This is a genomic window from Novosphingobium sp. TK71, assembly GCF_055361505.1.
This window is the reverse complement of record NZ_JBSZKA010000001.1, coordinates 522,600-542,797: the sequence shown is the minus strand read 5'-3', so window position 1 is coordinate 542,797 and position 20,198 is coordinate 522,600. Positions and strand designations below refer to the sequence as shown.

Below are 20,198 nucleotides of genomic sequence, written 5' to 3'. Positions count from 1 at the left end.
AGGAACTGGCGTAATGCATATTGCTGTTTTCGGAATGGGCTATGTCGGCCTTACTGCGGCCGCGTGCCTGGCACGATCGGGACACATGGTCAGCGGCGTCGAGGTCAACGAGGCCAAGGTCGCGGAGCTCAACGCCGGCGGCTGCCCGATCGCCGAACCGGGCCTTCACGAACTGCTGCGCGAAGGCCGTGAGCTGGGGCTCCTGTCCTATACCCAGAACGCCGGCGACCTCGTCAACGAATGCGACATGGCGATCGTCTGCGTGGGCACGCCGAGCGGACCCGACGGTTCGCACAACATGTCGTATATCGGCGAGGTCAGCCGCCAGATCGCCAGCGCGGTCACCACGAACCGGCCGCGTCCGCTGACCGTGGTATACCGCTCCACCATCCGGCCGGGCAGCCTGGAAACGCTGGTTCACCCTATCTTCGAGGCGGAACTGGGCGACCGCCTGCCGCAGGCCATCGAACTGGTCTACAACCCGGAATTCCTGCGCGAAGCGACCGCGATCGAGGACTATTTCCACCCGCCCAAGATCGTGATCGGCACCGTGGACGGCGCGCCCTCGGAAAACATGACGGCGCTTTACGACGGCATCGCCGCGCCCACCTTCGTCACCCGCTTCCGCGAAGCGGAATTCACCAAGTTCGTCGACAACACCTGGCACGCGGTGAAAGTGGCCTTCGCGAACGAGATCGGGCGAACGGCGGTAAAGCTCGGCATCAGCGCGCAGAGCGTTCACGAGATCTTCGTTTCCGACACCAAGCTGAACATCTCGCCCTACTACATGCGCCCGGGCGGCGCCTTCGGCGGCTCCTGCCTACCCAAGGACGTGCGCGCGCTCCAGTATATCGCCGCCGATGTCGGCGCGCATACCGTCATGATCGATTCCGTCCTGCGGTCGAACGAGAGCCACAAGTACTTCCTGTTCCAGTACGTGCGGGAAAACGTGCCGGAAGGCGGCAAGGTGCTGATGGCGGGCCTTTCGTTCAAGGCGGACAGCGACGACTTGCGCGAAAGCGCCAATGTCGATCTTGCCCGCAAGCTGCTGGAATCCGGATATCAGCTTTCGGTCTACGACCCGACCCTGATCCCCTCCAAGCTGATCGGGCAGAACCTGGGCTATGCCTATAGCCAGTTGCCCGCGCTCAACCGCCTGTTCGTGCCGCGCGACGTGGCCGAGAGCGAGGAATGGGACCTGGCGATCGACACCATCGGCCTCATCGCCGACCTCAAGGTGAACGCGCGCAAGCATGTCAGCACCAACCGTCTGCCGTGACCATGGAGGCGCTTCCCAAAGTCATGGACTGCCCGCCGAGCGATCGCCCCCTGCGGATTGCGATCGTCTACAGCAGGCTGCCCTTCCCGATGATGCGCGGCGACCAGTTGACCGTCGCGCATCTCATCAGCTTTCTGGCCGCGCGCGGGCACGATGTGGACCTCTACACGCTCGACATGCAGGGGAAACTGTCGGGAACCCAGCGCGAGTGGCTGGAGCGCAATTGCCGCAAGCTTCGCATCTACCGGCACGGTCCGGTGCGGATCTTGCGAGGGCTGATCGCCGGGCTGTTCAGGCGGGAGCCCGCCCAGGTCGCGATGTTCCGCAACGAAGTGCTGGCACGCGAACTCGCCGCCGCCACGCGTTCGAACGCCTATGACGTGATCTACTGCTACTACATGCGCAGCGCCCACGCGGTGCTGCAGCCGCCCGCACGCCTCCATCGCAATGCCACCACCTTTCCGGCGACCTTCCTCGCGATGCAGCTTTCGCAGTCGCTCAATACCCGCCGCATCCTCGAAAACGAACGCAACCCGGTGCGGCGCTGGCTCTACCGGATCGAGACGGCGCGCTGCGAGTGGTACGAGGCACGCGTCTGGCAGCGCTTCACCCGTTCCGTGCTGATCGGCCCGGCCGACGTGGCAAAGGTCAAGGCGGTCTGCGCCGCGCAGGGCCAGCCGGAGATCGACAACTGGGTCTACGGCGCTCACGGCACCGACCTCAGCCACTATCGCCCCGCCCGCCCGGACGAGATCGTGCCCGGCCGCGTCGTCTTCTCGGGATCGATGCTCTACCAGCCGAACGTGCAGGCGGTGCTGTGGTTCGTCGAGCATTGCTGGGCGCGTATCCGCGCCGCCGTTCCCGATGCCCGCCTCGTCATCCAGGGCCGCGATCCCACCGCGCCGATCCGCGAGCTCGACGGGCGTGACGGCATCAGCGTGACCGGGACGGTCAGCGACATGGGCATCAACATCCGATCTGCCAGCGTCTGCATCAATCCGATGCGGGCGGCGGGCGGAATGCAGAACAAGCTCATCGAATACATGGCCAGCGCCAAGGCGATCGTCGCCACCTCCATCGCCAACGAGGGCACCATGGCCCCGGGCGACGCGCTGCTGCTGGCGGACGAAGCGCCCGCCTTCGCCGATGCCGTGATCGGGATCCTCTCCGACCCGCGGCGCGGCGCCGCCCTCGGCGCGGCCGCCCGGCGCTACGTCGAGAGCAACTGGACCTGGGAATCCCATTTCCTCAAGCTTGAAAAAGCCATCTTCGAAAGCCTTGGCCTGCCTGCCGATCCGGTCGAGGAACGGGCAGCCGTACCGGCATGACCGACAGGCTTTACGTTGCCCCGCCGTTCGCCGCCGAAGACGGGGACGACATCATCAGCGCCAGCCTTCTCGCCGGCGCCGTCGTCCTGTGCTGCCTGCCCTACCTGGTGTTCGGCCCGATCGCCGCGCCTTCGCAGGTCCAGCCCTGGGCCGCGCTGCTGTGCTGGGCCTTCGTGCTGCACCGGGTGCTGACATCGTCGCTGCGCATCAACGGCTTCCAGCTGCTGGTGCTGGCCTTCGCGCTGTGGTTCATGCTCTACGTCAATGACCCGGGCAACGTTGGGCTCGACTATTACCTGCGCCGGTCGGCAAGCTTCGTCATCTGCTGGGCCATCATCGTGGCCGCGCCCTACGTCTCGCCGATCCTGCTGTGGCGCGTGCTCACGATCACCCTGCCGCTGTGGAGCGGCTTTGCGGTGCTGGGGTTCGTCAGCAAGGGCCTGTACCTGGCGATTACCAAGCCGCTGGTTCCCACGGCGCAGGGCGTGGCCGGCGGGCGCGGGGCGACCGGGCTCGCCCCCGAGGCCACCGACTTCGGCTTCACCATGGCCTTCATGGTGCTGCTGGCGCTGATAACCCGCAAGGTCCTGTCGGACTGCGGATACAAGGTGCCTGCCTGGCCCATCGGCCTTGCCCTGTTCAATGTCGCGCTGTCCCAGTCCGGTTCGGGCTTCTTCGCCGTGATCGTGCTTGGCGGGCTGTTCTACCTGACGCGGGAAGGCGCGGGCAGCCGGGCCGATATCCGGGGCGCCGTGGCCTTTCGCCTGCTCGCCGCAGGCGGCGTGGCGGCGGCGCTCGTGCTGACCATCGGCATGGCGCCCGAAACGGGCGTGCGCGGGCTCGATCTGGTCATCCTGTCGCTGCGCTCGCCCTCGGGCCTGCTCAACACCACCTTGTCCTACCGCATCGTCCACAATGCCGTGGGCATCCTCGGCATGATCGATTCCCGGCTGATGGGCTACGGCGCGGGCTCCTTCCTCAAGGTCGGCGCGCAGCTCTACGCGCAGTACGATCTCGGCAGGTTCTTCGGCCTGACCGGCTATTACGCGGCTTCGGTCCCGCTGAGCTTCACCGGATCGCCGGTCGCCTATTTTCCGGTGCTGTTCCTGGAATACGGGCTGGCCGGGCTGGCTTTCGTGCTCCTGCTCTTCAGGACCGTGAGCCTTTCGGCCCTGCCTTACGTGCCGCTTGCCCTGGCGATGATGTTCATGACCTGGGTGCAGAGCTTCCCGGCCGCCTATCCGCCTTTCTGGCTGCTGATCGGGCTCGCGCTCAATCCCGGATTCCGTACCGGCAACCGCAGCGCCCTGCCCGCCGTGCCGGCCCACCGGGAGATGGCAGCATGACCGCGCATACCAACCAGACCCATGCCCGCTTCGGCTACGTCAGCGGGCTCGACGGGCTGCGCCTCGTTGCCGTGGCGATCGTGATCGCCGCCCATTACCAGCTGGTGCCCTATATCCCCGGCGGCTTCGGGGTTTCGATCTTCTTCTTCATCAGCGGGTTCCTGATTACCCGGCTCATGCTTGCCGAGGAGAAGACATACGGACAGATCGCGCTTGGCCGGTTCTATGTCCGGCGCTTCATCAGGCTGCTGCCGCCGCTCGCGCTCATGGGGATCGTCGCAGTGCCCCTGCTGGCGCTGACGGACCCGGCCGGCTTCTCCTGGAGCCAGGTCCTGCTCTCGTTCTCGTACCTCGGCAACGTGCACAAGATAGGCTCCCGCCTGCTGGGCTGGAATGCCGGTTACGACGCGCTCGAACCGCTCTGGAGCCTTGCGGTGGAGGAGCATTTCTACCTGCTGCTTCCCCCCGTGCTCCTGCTGGTACGGGGCAGCGCGGGCCGGATCCGCATGATCTCGGCGGTGCTGGCAGGCGCACTGGTGCTGCGGATGCTAGTGTGGGCTGCCACGCCCCGGTTCGCGGACGACATCAACTACAACTTCACCCTGACCCGCATCGACGCGATCGGCTGGGGCGTGCTGCTCACCCTCCTGCTCGACGGGGGCCGGATCGGGCAGGCATGGATCGAACGCCATGGCGCCGTGCTGCTCTGGGGCGGGGCGCTGGCGATGCTGCTCTCGCTGGCCCACTGGTCCGGGTTCTACGAGACGGCCTTCAAGTACACGCCGCAAAGCATCGCCATCGGCGCGGCTTTCTGCGGTGCGATCTTCCCGGCGCGTAACGCCTGGGTCCGCCGGATCGCCGAACTGCCGCCCATCCGCTACCTCGGAAAGACCAGCTACGAACTCTACCTCTGGCACTATCCGGTCTATTCCCTGGCCGAGCGGTTCGTCGTCTCTCCGCACTTGCGCGCGGTGCTCTCGCTTGCAGCGACCATCGCGATCTCGTCGCTGGCCTACAGCCTGACGACCAGACGGCTCGCGCCCCTGCGAAAGCGGTTCGGAGGCCATCCCGTGTGATGCCCGCCCGGTTCGAACGGAACGCCCCCTCGACACCCCTTCAATCCAGGACAGCGAACGTGACACCCCTTTTCCCGCGGCCCCACCGAATTTCCGGCGTGCTTGGCTGCGCCGTGCTGGCTTCGCTCCTCGCAAGCTGCGCGCGCCCCGACCTGCCGCGTGACGAGGCGGCCTACCAGGTCATCCCCGCCGTTTCCCCCGAAAGCGGGCGCGACTACATCCTCGGCCCTTCCGACGTCATCAGCCTCACCGTGCTGAACGAACCAGACCTCAGCCTCAAGGATGTCCAGATCACCACCGGCGGCAACATCTCGCTGCCGCTGATCGGACAAGTGAGGGCCAGCGGCTTCACCACGGACGGGCTTGCGTCAGACATCGCCGCCCGGCTCGGCCAGCGCATGCTTCGCAATCCCGACGTTTCCGTCAATCTCACCACGGCGGTGTCGCAGAAGGTGGTGGTGGAAGGCTCCGTGACCAAGCCGGGTATCTACCCCGTGCAGGGCAGGACCACGCTGCTGGGCGCGATCGCGATGGCCGAAGGGACCAGCCGCATCTCCGCGCTTGGCGAAATCGTCATACTGCGCACGGTCGACGGCAAGGCCATGGGCGCGGTCTTCGACGTGGGCATGATCCGCAGAGGCGAACTGCCCGATCCCGAAATCCTTGGCGGGGACACCGTGGTCGTCGGCTTCTCGTCGCTCAAGGCGGCCTGGCGCGACATCCTGACGACGGCGCCGCTCGTCGCCGTGTTCCGGGCCTACCGATGAGCCATCCCGCCGCCGCCCCCTGCCGCCCTGCCCTGACCGGATATGCCCGCTGATGCCGAACCTTTCCCATTCCCCCCTGCCGGCCCACGGCGATCACGCCGCGCCGGATTCCTGGCTTTTCGCCGGGTCGCAGATCGATCTTGAGGGGCTGAGGGCAGCGCTGGTCCGCCATCGCTGGCTGGTCCTGCTGATCTGCGGCGCGGGCCTGTTGCTGGGTCTGACCGTCACCGTGCTGACCGTGCCGACCTACCGCGCCGAATCCAGCATCCAGATCGACCAGCAGGCATCGCGCGTGCTGGACGCACCCGATATCGAGCCGGTGCAGGCCGTCCAGGACGCCGACCGCTTCCTCCAGACCCAGACCGAGATCCTGCGCAGCCGCGCCCTGGCGATCCGGGTTGCCGAAACGCTGGGCCTGTTCGGCGGCAACGGCTTCCTGGAGGCCATGCACGTCAAGCCGCTGTCAGGCGCGATGGGCACGCTCGGCGCCGGGGAGGCGCACCGCGAGCAGGTGATCGCCGTGCTGCGCGACAACCTGTCGATCACCCTGCCAGACGGTTCGCGCGTGGCCCGCATCGCATTCGACAGTCCGGACCCGGCGATGGCCGCCAAGGTCGCCAATGCCTTCGCCAATACGATGATCTCCAGCAACCTCAGCCGCCGGTTCGACACCTCGGTCTATGCCCGCCAGTTCCTGCGCGAGCAGCTCGAACAGGCCAAGGAACGGCTTGAGGAATCCGAACGCAGCATGGTCGGCTATGCCCGCTCCAGCGGCATCATCGACACGGACGCCATCCGCGAGGCGGGAAGCGCCGCCAGCGGCGCGCCGTCCCTCGTCGCATCGAGCCTGATCGAATCGAACGATGCCCTGTCCCAGGCCCGCTCGCGCCGGATCGACGCCGAACAGCTCTGGACCACCACCCGTTCCGCCCCGCTGATGAGCCTGCCCGAAGTGCTCTCCAATCCGGCGATCCAGACGATGATGGAACGCCGCGCGGAACTGGAGGGAAGCTACGCCGAACAAAGCCAGCGCCGCCAGAACGACCATCCCGACCTCATCCGCCTGCGCAGCGAGATCGCCGCGCTCAACCAGCGCATCGCCCATCTCGCCGAAGATATCCGCAGTTCGATCCGCAACCGCTTCCGCGCCGCCGAGCTTCAGGAACAGCAGATGCAGGGCGAGGTCGAACGGCTGCGCAACGCGACGCTGAGCGAGCAGGACCGGTCGATCCGCTACACCATCCTGCGCCGCGAAGTGCGGACCAATCGCGAACTTTACGACGGGCTGCTCCAGCGCTTCAAGGAAGTGAGCGCGGCGGCGGGCGTTTCGGCCAACAACATCTCGATCGTCGATCTCGCCTCGACGCCGGTTCGCCCGGTGGCGCCCAATCTCCCCGTCAATCTCGGCCTTTCGCTGCTGGCCGCCTTCGTCGCCGCGATCGGCGTGATCTACTTGCGCGAAAACCTAGACGACATGCTGCGCACGGTGGACGATGCCGAGCGCAAGCTGGGCGTCACCGGGCTCGGCATGGTCCCGCGCCTCGACGCGGGCGTGACTTTCCGCGACGAAGTGGAAAAGCGCAATTCCAGCTTGTCGGAGGCGATCCACACGATCCGTTCGGCCATCGAGCTTGCAGGCGGAAACGGGCCGCCGCGCACCGTCTTCATCACCAGTTGCGGCAAGGGCGAAGGCAAGACCAGCACCGCCTATGCCCTCGCGCGGGACTTTGCGCAGATCGGCCGCCGCGTGCTCCTGGTAGACGCCGACATGCGCCGCCCCTCGATGCACAAGCTGCTCTCTTTCGAGAACAACGCGGGGCTGGCGGACCTCCTCAATCGCGAAAAGGCCATCGAGGACGTGGTGCGCCGCACCGCCATCGCCGACCTCCATTTCATCTCGGCCGGCGCCGCGGAGCCCAATCCCGCCGAACTGCTGGCATCCGGCACCCTTCCCTGGCTGATCGGCCAGCTGGAGGAGATGTACGATATCGTCATCATCGACGGACCGCCCATGCTGGGCCTCGCCGATGCGCCGAGCATCGCCGTCCATGTCGAGGCGACGCTGTTCGTCATCGATGCGGGCCAGACGCGCCGCAAGACGATCCGCTCGGCCCTGCGCCGCCTGCGGCTCAGCCGGGCGACGCTGCGCGGGGTCATTCTCAATCGCGTCGATGTCCGCACGCTCGGCTACGGCTACGAGTCCTACTATCGCTACGATGAGGAAGCGCGCCGTCCGCGCTCTTGGCTGGGACGGCGATGACCCCTGCCCACGCATCCTTCATTCACGCGGGCAGGCCGCTGCTGGCACTGGGCGCGGCGCTTGCCGGGGCCGTGCTGGTCGTCCAGGCCAACCTCGACCGGCTGTGCCCTGCCTCTGCGGCGGCCACGGAAACGTCGCTGGCGGGCAGGCTGGCGGAGCGGCCCTATGACGCGGCCGCGCTGCGGGAACTGGCGCTGCTTCGCCAGCGCACGGGCAAGGGGCCGGAAGCGCTGGTGCTGGCGCGCCTTGGCGGCGAGCTGGGCTGGCGCGACAGCCGGACCCAGACGATGCTGATCGCCGACGAAGTCCGCCGGGGAGACGAAACGCAGGCGATCCGGCGCATCGATGCGCTGCTGCGGCGCAAGCCGGCGCTGGAACCGCTGCTGCTGCCCGTGCTTCACCGCGCCGCCACCGACGCGCGCGGCCGCGACGCCCTGCAGGACCGTCTCGCCGCCGCGCCGTCCTGGCAGGACGGCTTCTTCCGGCAGCTCGGCACCCTGCCGCCGGAACTGGAAACGGCGCACGAACAGCTGCTGGCGCAGTGGCTGCAAGGCCCGGCGCCGCGCCGACGGGACGACCTGATCGCCTATGTGAAAGTTCTGGTGGATCGCCGGGAATACCGCCGCGCCAGAACCTTGTGGATCGCCCATGCGGGAACCGGCGATACGCCGGTGCTGGATCCCGCGTTCGCGCAGCTCGATCCCGCCGCCCCTTCCGGCAGTGCCGCCCCCTTCGCCTGGAGCGCGCAGCGCGTGCCGGGCGCCGAACTCGAAATGGTGGCGGGCAGCGGCGGCAAGGCTCCGCGCAGGCTTTCCGTCACCGCCGGGCAATCCGCCTTCGGCACTTTGCTGAGCCAGCATATCGTGCTGGCGCCGGGCCGCTACAGCATCGACGCGCTCATGCCGTCCAGCGCCGCCTTCCGGCGCGGCGCGCTGCACTGGACCGTGGACTGCCTGCCCCGCGGCCCCTCGATCGCGATGGTCGGCACCGCGGCGGCAGGGCGCTGGCGTCAGTCCTTCGCGGTGCCGCAGTCCGGCTGCACCGCGCAAGTGCTCTCTCTCGCCGCCCGCCGAACGGACGATCCGGCGCCGAGCCACGCCAGCATCGAACGCGTCCTCATCACCCCGTCCCCGGACGGCCCGGAGGACCGGTCATGACATCGCCGGACCTGCTTGCGGGCAGCCATCGCGGCCTTACGGGCGCGGCGCTGCTCCTGATCCTGGCCGTTCTGGCGGGCGGCGGCGGCAGCGGCCATGCCGTGGCGGAAATCGCCATCGAACTGGCCTCCATCGCCGTGGCCGCATGGCTTCTGGCCAGCCCGCTGCCGATGCGCGGGCGCGGCGCGCTGGTGCCGCTGGCGCTTCTGGCCGCATGGGCCGGGCTTGCGGCTCTCCAGCTGGTGCCGCTGCCGGCGCCGGTCTGGCGGGCGATGCCGGGACGCGAACTCGCCGCCGCCATCGCCGATCATGTCGGCGCCGGACAAGCCGCGCATCCGCTCAGCCTGGACCCGGCCGCCACCCGCCGCGCGCTGGCCGCGCTCCTGCCCGCAGGCGCGATGCTGCTGGCGGTTGCCCACATGGACCTGCGCGAACGCCTTGCCCTGAGCGCCGTCGCCATCGGATGCGCGCTCGCCAGCCTCCTGCTGGGCGTGATGCAACTGCTTTCGGCGGGCCAGTGGGGAACGCTCTATCCCGAAGGGCATCTTGGCTATGCCACCGGCCTGTTCGCCAACCGCAACCACCAGGCCAGTTTCCTGCTGGTCGCCGTGGCGCTGGCCTGCACATTTGCCGCGCGCAAGGCTTCGGGTTCGATCCTGGCCCTGCTGCTCATGGCGAGCCTTGCCGCCGGTGTGATCGCCACGACATCGCGTGCGGGCCTGCTCCTGCTGCCGGTCAGCCTGCTGCCGCTGGCGGCCTCGATCCCCGCGCGGCGCCTCAGGTGGCTGGCCGCGCTGCCGCTGGTTGCGGCAGGCGCATACGCGCTTGCCATGAACAACGCGATGGTCCGCATCGTCATGGACCGCATCCGCAACGGCAACATGGAGCGACTGTCGTTCTGGCAGGACAGCGGGACCGCGATCGCGCGCTTCTGGCCGTTCGGCTCCGGCTACGGCACTTTCGCCGGCGTGTTCCAGACGGTGGAGCCGCTCGAACATGTCGGGACGCACTACGTCAACCACGCGCATAACGACCTGCTCGAAATCATGCTCGAAGGCGGCATGCCGGCAACCCTGCTTTTCGCGGCCGGGATCGCATGGTGGCTGCGCAGAGGGGTCTCGGCCCTGCGTGAAACCGGCTCCGCCCGGCGGCTCGGGATCGCGGCCTGGACCGGGATCCTCGTCCTCCTGCTCCATTCGCTGGTCGATTACCCGGTCCGCATGCTCCCGGTGGAACTGGTTGCGGCGATGCTCGCAGGCTTCCTCGTACCGCCCGCCCCCCCTGCTCAGCCCGCGCGCCGACGCCTTGGCCCGCCCCACTCCTCGATCCAGCAAGCGACAGTCCGATGATGTCCCGCCAACTGCTTTCGGCCCTGCGCCGGGTTCCCCTGCCGGTGCTGGCCCACCAGATCCGCCGCAAGGCGCGCGACCGCTTCGCCGCCCTCGCACCCGGCGCCTACGGCCGCGCGATGGAGCGCCGCGCATCCCGCTTTCCCGCGCTTGCAGGCGCAAAGCAGGCCACGGTTCCGGTCGCGCTGGCAGCCTTCATCGGCCGCTATTACCGCGCGGACCGCACCGCCTGCGACGATGCCGCGCGCGGCGCTTTCGAACTGATGGGCACGAGGGTCGATTTCGGCAGCATCGACGCCATCGACTGGCGGCACCGGCTGGAGAGCGAGAACGACCATAATCTCTGGCGCATGAAACTGTGCCAGCTCGAAATATTGCACAGCCTGCTGGCCGGAGGCCGCGAGGCCGACGGGCCGACGATTCACGCGCTGCTGGACAGTTTCGAAAGCGCGGCCGGGTTCGATCTTGCTGCCCCGTTCCGGACGATCTGGTCTCCCTACGGCGCATCCCACCGCATTCTCGCCGTGCTGAGCGGCCTCGTCCTCGCATCCGCGCAGGGGCGCCCCGATCCCGAGCTGCGCGCGCGCATCAGCCGTTTCCTGCACCGGGACGCGGCCTTCGTTCGCGCCAATGTGGAACACGACCTGCGCAACAACCACACCGAGCGCAACCTTGCCGCGCTGTGCCTCTATGGCATGGCCTGCCGGGGCTACAGCCCGGCGCAGGCAAGGCGGCTCGACCGGGAAGTCAGCGCGATCGTCATGCAGACGATCCTCGCGGACGGCATGCAGATCGAACGTTCGGCCATGTACCAGGGCCTCAGCGTCATGGCCCTGCACATCTTCGCAGCCTCCGATTTCCTGAGCGAAGCGACCCGCGCCCTTGCCGCCGAGCGCGCCAAGGCGGCGGAACGGGCCTGGCGGATGCTGTCCCACCGCGACGGGGACATTGCCCTGTTCAATGACAGCTGGCTGGGCGAGACCCCCACCGCACGGGACATCCTCGGGCCCGAGGATCCGGCCCGCGCGCTGTCGGGCCGCCTTCCCGACGCGGGCTATGCGCGCCTGACGGCCGGCGCGATCGACGTCTGGATGGACGCCGGACCGATCGGCCCCGGCTGGAACCCCGGCCACGGCCATGCCGATTTCCTCGCCGTCGAAGTCGACGTCGAAGGCGAGCGGCTGTTCGTCGATCCGGGCACATCCCAATACTCGACCGGCCCGCGCCGGACTCACGAACGGTCGGCCGCCAGCCACAACGGTCCCTGCTTCGAGGGCGCCGAGCCGGTCGAGTACCTCGGCTGCTTCAAGGTCGGCCGCCTCGCCGCCGCCGAAGCGATCGCGCCGGGCGACCTGCGCGACTGTCCCGGCGAGGCGGTGGGCGGCCGCCTGACGACCGCGGCGGGGACCGTCAGGCGCATCGTCTCGGCCTTTGCCGAAGGCGGCGTGGTGATCGCGGACAGTTGGGCGGGACGAACAGGAGAAGCCCGCGCGCGCTTCCTGATCCCGGCGGAATGGCAACTGGCCCCCAGGGGAGACACGCTCATCCGCCTGACCAAAGGCGGCACCGAAGTCTGGCTGGATGCGCTCGAAGGGCATTTCCGGCTTGCGGAAAGCGACAGCTGGTGCCGCCGCTACATGGCGCCCGAGCCTGCCCATGTCCTCGATCTCGTGCCCGCCGCCGGAGGGGGCAGGTACACCTCGGCCCTGCGCCTTTCGCAAAAGCCGCCGGGAACCGCGGACCGGATCGAAATCCTCGCCGGACCGGGCACGTTCTTCAGGAGCGCGCCGTGATCGCCGGTATCGCCATGGCCTGGTCGGCCGCAAAGGTCTGGCTGGAACGCGGCACCGGGATCGCCCCGGACGCGCTTCATGCCTTTGCGGGCGTCCTGCTTTTCGCCGCCATCCACCTGCTGGTCAGGCCTGCCTCGCTGCGCATGGCATGGCTGGGCGTGTTCATCGCCGAATGCCTCAACGAGGCGCTCGACATGGCGCGCCCCGCCGGTGCCGAAAGCGACTGGCGGTCCTCGCTCCATGACCTTCTCATCACGATGTTTCTGCCGACGATCCTGCTTGTCCTGTGGCCCGCGTTGACGCGGGCGGCGGCGAGACAGGCACCGGACGACGCCGCAAGCAAGGAAAGTGCCCTGCCATGACTGAAGCGCGCAAGATCATACCCGTCATCCTTTCCGGTGGCTCTGGCACCCGGCTCTGGCCGCTTTCCCGCCCCGACCGGCCCAAGCAGTTCCTTCCGCTGCTTTCGGAACGCACGATGCTGCAGATGACGGCGGACTACGTGCGCGACCGCAGTGTCTTCGCGCCGCCCATCGTCATCGGCGGCGCGGCCTTCGGGGCCGAGACGGTGCAGCAGATGAACGATGCCGGCGTGCAGGATTTCCGCGTCGTGCTGGAACCCCAGGCCCGCAATACCGCCCCCGCCATCGCCCTGGCCGCCGCGATGGCCGAACGGGGCGACGACCTGCTGCTGATCATGCCCAGCGATCACGCCATCCGCCGCCCGGAAGCGCTGATGGCGCATATCGAACAGGCCGCGCCGCTGGCCCGCGAAGGCTGGCTCTGCACTTTCGGGATCGAGCCGGATTCCCCTCATACCGGCTACGGCTACATCCGCGCCGCCGAACCGCTCGCAGCCGGTGTCTGGCAGGTCGGCAGCTTCGTCGAGAAACCCGATCCGGCGCGGGCGCGGGCGATGCTGGAGGAAGGCGGCTATCACTGGAACGCGGGCATCTTCCTGTTCCGCGCCGATGCGATCATGGCCGCTCTCGACACGCACCAGCCCGCCGTGGCCGCCAGCGTCCGGGACGCCATGGCCGGCGCCGACCGCACGGCCCAGACCGTGCATCCCCTGCCCGCAGCCTTTGCGGCAAGCCCTTCGATCTCGATCGACCACGGGGTGCTCGAACATCATGACCGGGTGGCCGTGGTGCCCGCCGCGCTGGGCTGGTCGGACGTGGGAAGCTGGGACGCGCTCTACGAAGTGCTCGACCGCGACGATCAGGGCAACAACGCTCGCGGCCCGGTATTCTGGCGCGATGCCCGCGATTGCCTGGTGCAAAGCGACGGGCAGCGCGTTGCCCTGCTGGGCGTGCAGGACCTGATCGTCGTCGTCTCGGGAGACGATATCCTGGTGATGTCGCGCGGACGGTCGCAGGAAGTCCGGGACCTGGGCACGGCGGTACAGGAAGCATGATCCCCTCGGCCCTCGAACGCCGCGGCACGCCGGGAAACGGCGCCTTCCCGGCAAAGCCGCGATTTGAGTGCGAGTTCGGTCCGGACCTCGCCTCGAAACGCCATGCACTGGCCCATTCGCTGCTCGAACTGGCCGACCAGAACCTTGCGCAGGCGCGGCTGATGAAGTCGGTGGCGCTGGACCTGATGTACCACGGCGCGGCCGGAGAGGCGCGCCGCCTCGGCTCGCTGGAGGTGGACGAGATCCGCCAGCGCCTCGACCTGCGCTACCGGGGAAGCGCCATGCTCCTGATCGAGCTGCTCGCGACACCGGGATGCCCGCGCGGGGACCATGAACTGGCATCCATCGTCTGCCTGCGCAAGCACAGCGTATCTGCCCTGCGCGTCTTCGTTCACGACCTGCGGACCGCGCTGGCGCGGGCCGGCTACCGGGACGTGATCAAGTGCAAGATGCGGCGAGGCTACTTCCTCACCCCCGACCATGCCCCGCAGGTCCTTGCCCTGGTGGGCTGACCGCCGGGCACTCCCCACAAGACACGACATTCATACAAAGGCAGTCCAATCATGCGTTCAATCACGGAAAAGCCCGCCGTACTGGTGACGGGCGGAGCCGGATACATAGGCAGCCACGCGGTCCTCGCGCTGCGCGATGCCGGATGGCCGGTCGTGGTGATAGACAATCTCTCCACCGGCTTTCGCTGGGCGGTCCCGCAGGACGTTCCCTTCGTCCAGGGCGACATCGCCGACCAGCCGCTGGTCGAGGCGGCGATGCGGGAGCACGGGATCGGCGCGGTGATGCACTTCGCGGGGTCGGTCGTCGTGCCGGAATCGGTCCGCGATCCGCTGGGCTACTATCGCAACAACACCGTCCGCAGCCGCGCGCTGATCGAAAGCGCCGTTACGTGCGGGGTGCGCCATTTCATCTTCTCCTCCACCGCGGCGGTCTACGGAATCCCCGAAATCGTGCCGATCGTGGAGGACTCCGGCAAGTCGCCGATCAATCCCTACGGCATGTCCAAGCTGATGACCGAACAGATGCTGCGCGATGTCGCTGCCGCTCATCCGATGAACTTCTGCGCCCTGCGTTACTTCAACGTCGCCGGGGCGGACCCTGAAAACCGGGCCGGGCAATCGACGCTGGGCGCCACCCATCTCATCAAGGTCGCCGTCGAGGCGGCACTGGGCAAGCGCGAGGCGGTGTCGGTCTACGGGACCGACTTCGACACGCCAGACGGCACCGGAGTGCGCGACTATATCCATGTGTCGGACCTTGCCGACGCGCACGTCCTCGCGCTCGGCGCGCTGATCGCGGATCCGGCGGCCAGCCACACCTTCAATTGCGGCTACGGGCGCGGCTTCTCGGTGCTGGAAGTGCTCGATGCGGTGGACCGCGTGACCAACCGCCCGATAGTTCGCCGCCTCGAAGGGCGCAGGGCGGGCGATCCCGACGCCCTCGTGGCGGACAACGGCAGGATCACCGCCGCCCTGCCCTGGCGCCCCGCGCACGAGGACCTCGACACGATCGTGCGCCATGCGCTGGCCTGGGAACGGCATCTGGCGGAGCGCACCGCACCATGACCGCCCCCGGCTCCTTCGCCCGTCGTCGCCGGGCCTGCGCGCCATGAGGCTCGCGTCCACTTTCGTGCTGCACGGCTTCCAGATCGGCTATCCCGCGTTCATCACCTGGCTGGCCGCCGCGATGGCCAGCCAGGTGATCGGGTCCGAAGTGGTGTTCTACCTCGGCGCGGGCTCGCTCGTGCTGGTGGGGCTGGAATACGGTTTCCGGTACTCCGGCGCCCGCGAAATCTCGCTGGCGCTGGAGAACCCCGCACGGATCGCCGAAGTCATCGGCGCGATCATGCTCGTCCAGACCGGGTTCTTCTTCGCCGCGCTGCTCGCCGCCTTCGTCGCGATCGGCATTGCCGGACCCTCGATCGGCGTGGCCACGGCGCTGTGCGTGCTGGTGTTCATGGTGCTGAACGGGATCATCCCCACCTGGATCTTCATCGCACTGTCTCTGCAGAGGGAGTTCCTGCTGCTGACCGCGCCGGTACGGCTGGCGGGGCTGGGCGTGGCGCTGGTGGCCTACCATTTCCACAGCATCGACGGCCTGTTCCTGTCCCAGTGCGGCGCGATCCTGGCGATCCATCTCTCGGGCCTGCTGCTCCTGCACCGCAAGGGCTACTTCGCGCTGAGCTTCAGGCCGAAACTGGCCGCATCGCTCCTGCGCGAAGGGCGGGACATCTTCGTGATGAAGCTCGGCGTGTTTTCCTACACCAGCGCCGGCGTGCTGATCCTGGGCATCGTCCAGTCTCCCGAGATCGTCGGCGCGTTCGGCCTGTGCCAGCGGCTGGTGACGGCGATGCAGCAGGGCTCGGCACCGCTGTTCATGACCGCCTATCCGCTGAGCGTGCGCTATGCCTCGGGCGAGCGGGAGCTGGCCACCCGGCTGCTGCGCCTGAACGGCACGGCCCTGCTCTTTTCTGTGGGGATGTCGCTGGTCATCGCACTGGGCGGACCGGCGCTGCTGACCGCCATCGGGCTCGACCATTACGAGGGCATCACCCGCTGCATCCTCATCATGGCGCCGCTGCCCGCGCTGGTCGGCCTTTCCACCCTGCTCGTCAACAATGCGGTACTGGCGGCCAAGCGCGACACCATCGTGCGGCAGGTAACCCTCACCACCGGCGCGATCGGCATTCCCGCCTATTTCGCGATGACCCGCCTGATGGGCCTGTTCGGCGCCGCGGCAACCCTGACGATCATCGAGGCCTGCGTTGCGCTCGCCTACCTCACCATCTGCATCCGCGAGAATCTGCTGTCCTCGCTCTTCTATTGGAGAAGCGCCCATGAAAGTTAGCATCGTTACCCCGACACTCGCCCTGGACGATTTCCTAGCGGAAGCCAGGCAGTCCGTCGCGCGGCAGGATTCCGGCATCGAGATAGAGCACCTGATCGTGGTGGACGACAGGCAGGCCGTGCTGCCGGCCGACGACAGGCACGGCAATGTCGCCACCCTTTTCCTGCACAACGCCCGGGAAAAGGGACCGGGCGGGGCAAGGAACACCGCGCTGGACCGGGCCACCGGCGACTTCGTGTTCTTCCTCGATGCCGATGACGTGTGGGACCCCGATCACCTGCGCCGCGCGGTCGGCGTCTACCAGGGCAATCCGCAGGTGGACTGCATCTCCATCGCCGGGCTGAGCTTCGGGCAAAGCGTCAGGCATGTCCGCATGACCATCCCGGACCTGCCCCAGGGCATCATTCCGCGCCATTCCGTCGCCTGGAACCCGATCGGCGGCCCCACCGGGTTCAGCTACCGCCGCAGTGCAAAGACCGCCGCCGTCCGCTTCAAGGATGCGCTCTATTTCGCGGATATCATCTTCTACCTCGAACTGCTCCATCTCGGCGCGACCTTCTGGCGCGAGAACAGCGTGCGCTACTGGTACCGGCGCTCCCCCGGACAGCTCATCTCGATCGCGCCGATCGACAAGATCCGCGCTTCGGAAGCGCGCGTCCATCAGGAGATCGCCGCATGGAAGGATTCCGGCCTGTCTGCGCGCGAAGCCCGGCTCGCCTCGGTGCAGATCCGGCGCCTCAGCGCCAACCGCCAACGGCGGCCGTCCTACCGCAACACGCTGCTTCTCGCCGCCATCGCCCCGCGCTGGGCCGCCTCGCAGGTCATGCGGCAGGTGGAGAACGTGAAGATCAGGCGCACCGCGCCCCGGCGGCCGGACGCCGCGCCCGGCCTCCCGGCGGCCGAATGAACCACCGGCCATCGCGCATCGACCAGAACCGGCAATCCATCAACATCATTCACGGAACAGGGACATGAACAACACGCTGAACATCATACTCATCGACGATGACAACGAACGCAAGAAATACGTCACCTCGATCCTCAAGCAGGTCGACGATATTTTTAATATTCAATATTCATGCGAATTCGCCGATCTTTCGGCACGCCACCCCACGATCGCTCTTATTGGCGACAACGACAACGTGCTGGATGATTTCCTCGTGAAATCGATCAATGCCCAGCGCATTCCCGTCGTGATCTACAGCCTCGTCGTCAATGTGCGGCGTATCGTGGAACTGATATCGAAAGGCGCGGCCGATTACGTGATCCCGACCAAGGACATGGCGGAACTGCGCGATATCCTCACCCGGGCGGCGAGCACGGCCGATGTGCCGGGGCGTTATCACCCGCGCGAATCCGCCGCCGCCTCGCTGATCTCGCGCCTGACCAAGCGCGAACACGAAGTACTGATCGGCGTGGCGAAAGGCCAGTCGAACCGCCTCATCGGCAAGGAACTGTCGATCAGCCCGAGGACGGTCGAGATCCACCGCGCCAACATGATCGCCAGGCTCGGCGCCAAGAACACGATGGAGGCGATCCGCATCGCCATCGAGGCAGGCAAGGCCTGAAAACGGCGCTTCGGCGCCGCCCTTCAGCCCTGCCTGCGCCGAATTCAGGTCCTGCCGGTAAAGGCGCCCAGCCCCGCGATGGCGAGCATACCAGCGGGAAGCGCCGTGGCCTCGAAGGTCAGGCGCAGATAGCGTGCCTTTACCGGAGCGGCGAAGGCGATGCGCTGGGTGGCGAGCGCATAAGCGATGTTCCCGAATTCCCCGGCCGCACTGCGCTTCCAAGTCTTGCCGTCAAGGCTGGTCTCGGCGACGTAGCCCCGGGGCGGCGCGGAATCGGCCATGACCTGCCGGGACGGCGTCAGCGTGAAACCGCCCAGCGCTTCGGCCCGGCCAAGGTCCACCGTCACGCGCGCGGGTTTGCCCGGCTGGGGGGCGGGCTGCTTCCAGATCGTCGCCGCATCATTGTCCAGCAGCCGTTCCGCGCCCGGCGCGCTGGCGGCAACGATGGTCCACTTGGTGGAATCCAGCACGCTGGGATCGGTCGAGACGATCGCCGGCACATCGACAGGCGCCACCGAGGCGAACAGCGCGAATTCCGAGATCGCCGGCGCCGCGCTGCCTTCGAGGACGACCAGCCGCACCCGGCGCGGCGCGATCGGCTGCGGCAGGCGGATGATGCGCTGCGCGCCGATGCATTCCTTCTCGGCAAGGCGCTGCCACTGGCCGTCGATCTCCGCTTCCACCGCGAAGCGGGTCACGCGGATACCCAGCGGCAGGTATTCCCGCAGGCGCACCACGTCGAAGCGCGTGCCCGGCGCGAGGTCGAGCGTCAGCGTCGGGGTCAGCACGGCGTCGGGCGCGGACCAGTAGGTCTCGCGCTGGCCGTCCAGCACCTGCGCGGGCGCGAAGCGGCCCCCGCGCGAGGCGCTGGCATGGGCGACGCTGCCCTGCGCCAGATCCTTCGCGAAGGTCGCGCGGATCGCATCGCCGAACGACTTGAGGATCTTCACGTCCTGATCGGCGATCCGGCCCCGCCGGTCAGGCGGCAGGTTCAGGTTGAGATTGGTGCCCCGGCCGACGGATTCGTCATAGAGGCGGATCAGGCGCGCGGGGCTCTTGACCTTGGAATCCTCGTCGGCGTGATAGAACCAGCCGGGCCGGATCGACACGTCGGTTTCCGCCGGCCACCAGATCTCGCCCCCGCGCAGGCCCGCATTGCCCACGTCCTGCTCATAGGGAACGTTCGGCATCGTCGGCCAGCAGGGATCGCCCGCCACGCCGTCCTCATTGCCGACCCAGCGCACATCGGCGCCAAGCGGGTCGAACGTGCAGGCATTGGGTTGGAGTTCGTGGACCAGCTTCACGATCGAGGGCCAGTTGTAATACTTCGGCGCATCGATCTTGCGCGCCTCGCGCGCGCCGCCGTAGTAACCGTCGCCGCCGTTGGCGCCGTCGAACCAGACTTCGAACAGCTTGCCGTAGCGGGTACAGAGTTCGGTCAACTGCTTGCGGTAATAGTCGATATAGGCCGGGCGGCCGTACTCCGCGTGGTTGCGGTCCCACGGCGAGAGATAGAGCCCGAACAGCATGTCCGCCTTGCGGCACGCCTCCGACATTTCCGCAACGATATCGCCCTTGCCCGCCTTGTAGGGGCTGTTGCGGATCGAATGCTCGGTAAGCTGGGTCTGCCAGAGGCAGAAGCCGTCATGGTGCTTGGCGGTCAGGATGACGCCGCGCATTCCCGCAACCTTGGCCGCCGCAACGATCTGGTCGGCATTGAAATCTGTCGGGTTGAACCACTTGGGGTCCTCGTCGCCGTAGCCCCATTCCTTGTCGGTGAAGGTGTTCATGGCGAAGTGCACGAAAGCGTACATTTCGTGCGCGTGCCAGTTCCACTGCCGCGCCGAGGGAACCGCGCCCGAGGGCAGCGGCGCGGCGGCATCACCGGCGGCGCGGCGCGCGGCCTGCGCGGCGTCGGTGCCAAGCGCAGTCGCCGCGACGGCGGAAGTGGCGAGGAAACGGCGGCGGGAAAAGTCCATCGTCAGTCCTTTGGTAAAGG

Annotated in this window: 17 protein-coding genes; 16 read left to right on the top strand and 1 reads right to left on the bottom strand. The window is 67.7% G+C overall.

Annotated elements, in window-relative coordinates:
- Positions 1–13: 13 nt before the first annotated feature.
- The 16 genes from ACXJ16_RS18755 (at position 14) to ACXJ16_RS18680 (ending at position 18,199) form a co-directional block, all read left to right on the top strand.
- A complete protein-coding gene (locus tag ACXJ16_RS18755) occupies positions 14–1,279 on the top strand; it encodes a nucleotide sugar dehydrogenase (protein ID WP_324699492.1) in 1,266 nt (421 codons plus the stop codon).
- A gap of 2 nt (positions 1,280–1,281) precedes the next feature.
- Positions 1,282–2,607, top strand: coding sequence for a glycosyltransferase (locus tag ACXJ16_RS18750; RefSeq protein WP_443478905.1), 1,326 nt, complete (start codon positions 1,282–1,284; stop codon positions 2,605–2,607).
- Positions 2,604–3,953 (top strand): hypothetical protein, encoded by a 1,350-nt coding sequence (locus tag ACXJ16_RS18745; RefSeq protein ID WP_463923007.1) that lies wholly within the window; start codon positions 2,604–2,606, stop codon positions 3,951–3,953. Before ACXJ16_RS18750 ends, ACXJ16_RS18745 begins: the two co-directional genes overlap by 4 nt.
- The gene (locus ACXJ16_RS18740) at positions 3,950–5,029 is read left to right on the top strand and encodes an acyltransferase family protein (RefSeq protein ID WP_463923006.1); all 1,080 of its coding nucleotides are present in this window, start codon (positions 3,950–3,952) and stop codon (positions 5,027–5,029) included. The genes ACXJ16_RS18745 and ACXJ16_RS18740 overlap by 4 nt, the downstream gene beginning before the upstream one ends.
- Before the next feature lie 59 nt (positions 5,030–5,088).
- A complete protein-coding gene (locus tag ACXJ16_RS18735) occupies positions 5,089–5,796 on the top strand; it encodes a polysaccharide biosynthesis/export family protein (RefSeq protein ID WP_185999555.1) in 708 nt (235 codons plus the stop codon).
- A 52-nt stretch (positions 5,797–5,848) separates the two neighbouring features.
- Positions 5,849–8,056, top strand: a complete 2,208-nt coding sequence (locus ACXJ16_RS18730; RefSeq protein WP_443478820.1) for a GumC family protein — start codon at positions 5,849–5,851, stop codon at positions 8,054–8,056.
- Entirely contained in the window at positions 8,053–9,213 is a 1,161-nt protein-coding gene (locus ACXJ16_RS18725) for a hypothetical protein (protein WP_463923005.1), read from the top strand. Before ACXJ16_RS18730 ends, ACXJ16_RS18725 begins: the two co-directional genes overlap by 4 nt.
- Entirely contained in the window at positions 9,210–10,562 is a 1,353-nt protein-coding gene (locus ACXJ16_RS18720) for an O-antigen ligase family protein (RefSeq protein WP_463923004.1), read from the top strand. The genes ACXJ16_RS18725 and ACXJ16_RS18720 overlap by 4 nt, the downstream gene beginning before the upstream one ends.
- Positions 10,559–12,355, top strand: coding sequence for a heparinase II/III family protein (locus ACXJ16_RS18715; protein WP_454798045.1), 1,797 nt, complete (start codon positions 10,559–10,561; stop codon positions 12,353–12,355). The genes ACXJ16_RS18720 and ACXJ16_RS18715 overlap by 4 nt, the downstream gene beginning before the upstream one ends.
- Positions 12,352–12,717 (top strand): hypothetical protein, encoded by a 366-nt coding sequence (locus ACXJ16_RS18710; protein ID WP_054435637.1) that lies wholly within the window; start codon positions 12,352–12,354, stop codon positions 12,715–12,717. Before ACXJ16_RS18715 ends, ACXJ16_RS18710 begins: the two co-directional genes overlap by 4 nt.
- Positions 12,714–13,772, top strand: coding sequence for a mannose-1-phosphate guanylyltransferase (locus tag ACXJ16_RS18705; protein WP_463923003.1), 1,059 nt, complete (start codon positions 12,714–12,716; stop codon positions 13,770–13,772). The genes ACXJ16_RS18710 and ACXJ16_RS18705 overlap by 4 nt, the downstream gene beginning before the upstream one ends.
- Positions 13,769–14,284 (top strand): hypothetical protein, encoded by a 516-nt coding sequence (locus ACXJ16_RS18700; RefSeq protein ID WP_185999549.1) that lies wholly within the window; start codon positions 13,769–13,771, stop codon positions 14,282–14,284. Before ACXJ16_RS18705 ends, ACXJ16_RS18700 begins: the two co-directional genes overlap by 4 nt.
- A gap of 51 nt (positions 14,285–14,335) precedes the next feature.
- Positions 14,336–15,349, top strand: a complete 1,014-nt coding sequence (gene galE, locus ACXJ16_RS18695) for a UDP-glucose 4-epimerase GalE (RefSeq protein WP_463923002.1) — start codon at positions 14,336–14,338, stop codon at positions 15,347–15,349.
- Positions 15,350–15,392: 43 nt separating this feature from the next.
- On the top strand, positions 15,393–16,631 hold the full coding sequence (locus ACXJ16_RS18690) for a lipopolysaccharide biosynthesis protein (protein ID WP_324699482.1): 1,239 nt from the start codon (positions 15,393–15,395) through the stop codon (positions 16,629–16,631).
- Complete coding sequence (locus tag ACXJ16_RS18685) at positions 16,621–17,538, top strand: glycosyltransferase family 2 protein (protein WP_463923001.1); 918 nt, start codon at positions 16,621–16,623, stop codon at positions 17,536–17,538. The genes ACXJ16_RS18690 and ACXJ16_RS18685 overlap by 11 nt, the downstream gene beginning before the upstream one ends.
- A 64-nt stretch (positions 17,539–17,602) precedes the next feature.
- Positions 17,603–18,199: a LuxR C-terminal-related transcriptional regulator gene (locus ACXJ16_RS18680; protein WP_185999545.1), complete on the top strand. Its 597-nt coding sequence runs from the start codon at positions 17,603–17,605 to the stop codon at positions 18,197–18,199.
- 44 nt (positions 18,200–18,243) lie between these two features.
- On the opposite strand, the gene ACXJ16_RS18675 is transcribed toward ACXJ16_RS18680, so the two are convergent.
- Complete coding sequence (locus ACXJ16_RS18675; protein ID WP_463923000.1) at positions 18,244–20,178, bottom strand: alpha-L-fucosidase; 1,935 nt, start codon at positions 20,176–20,178, stop codon at positions 18,244–18,246.
- Positions 20,179–20,198 lie beyond the last annotated feature (20 nt).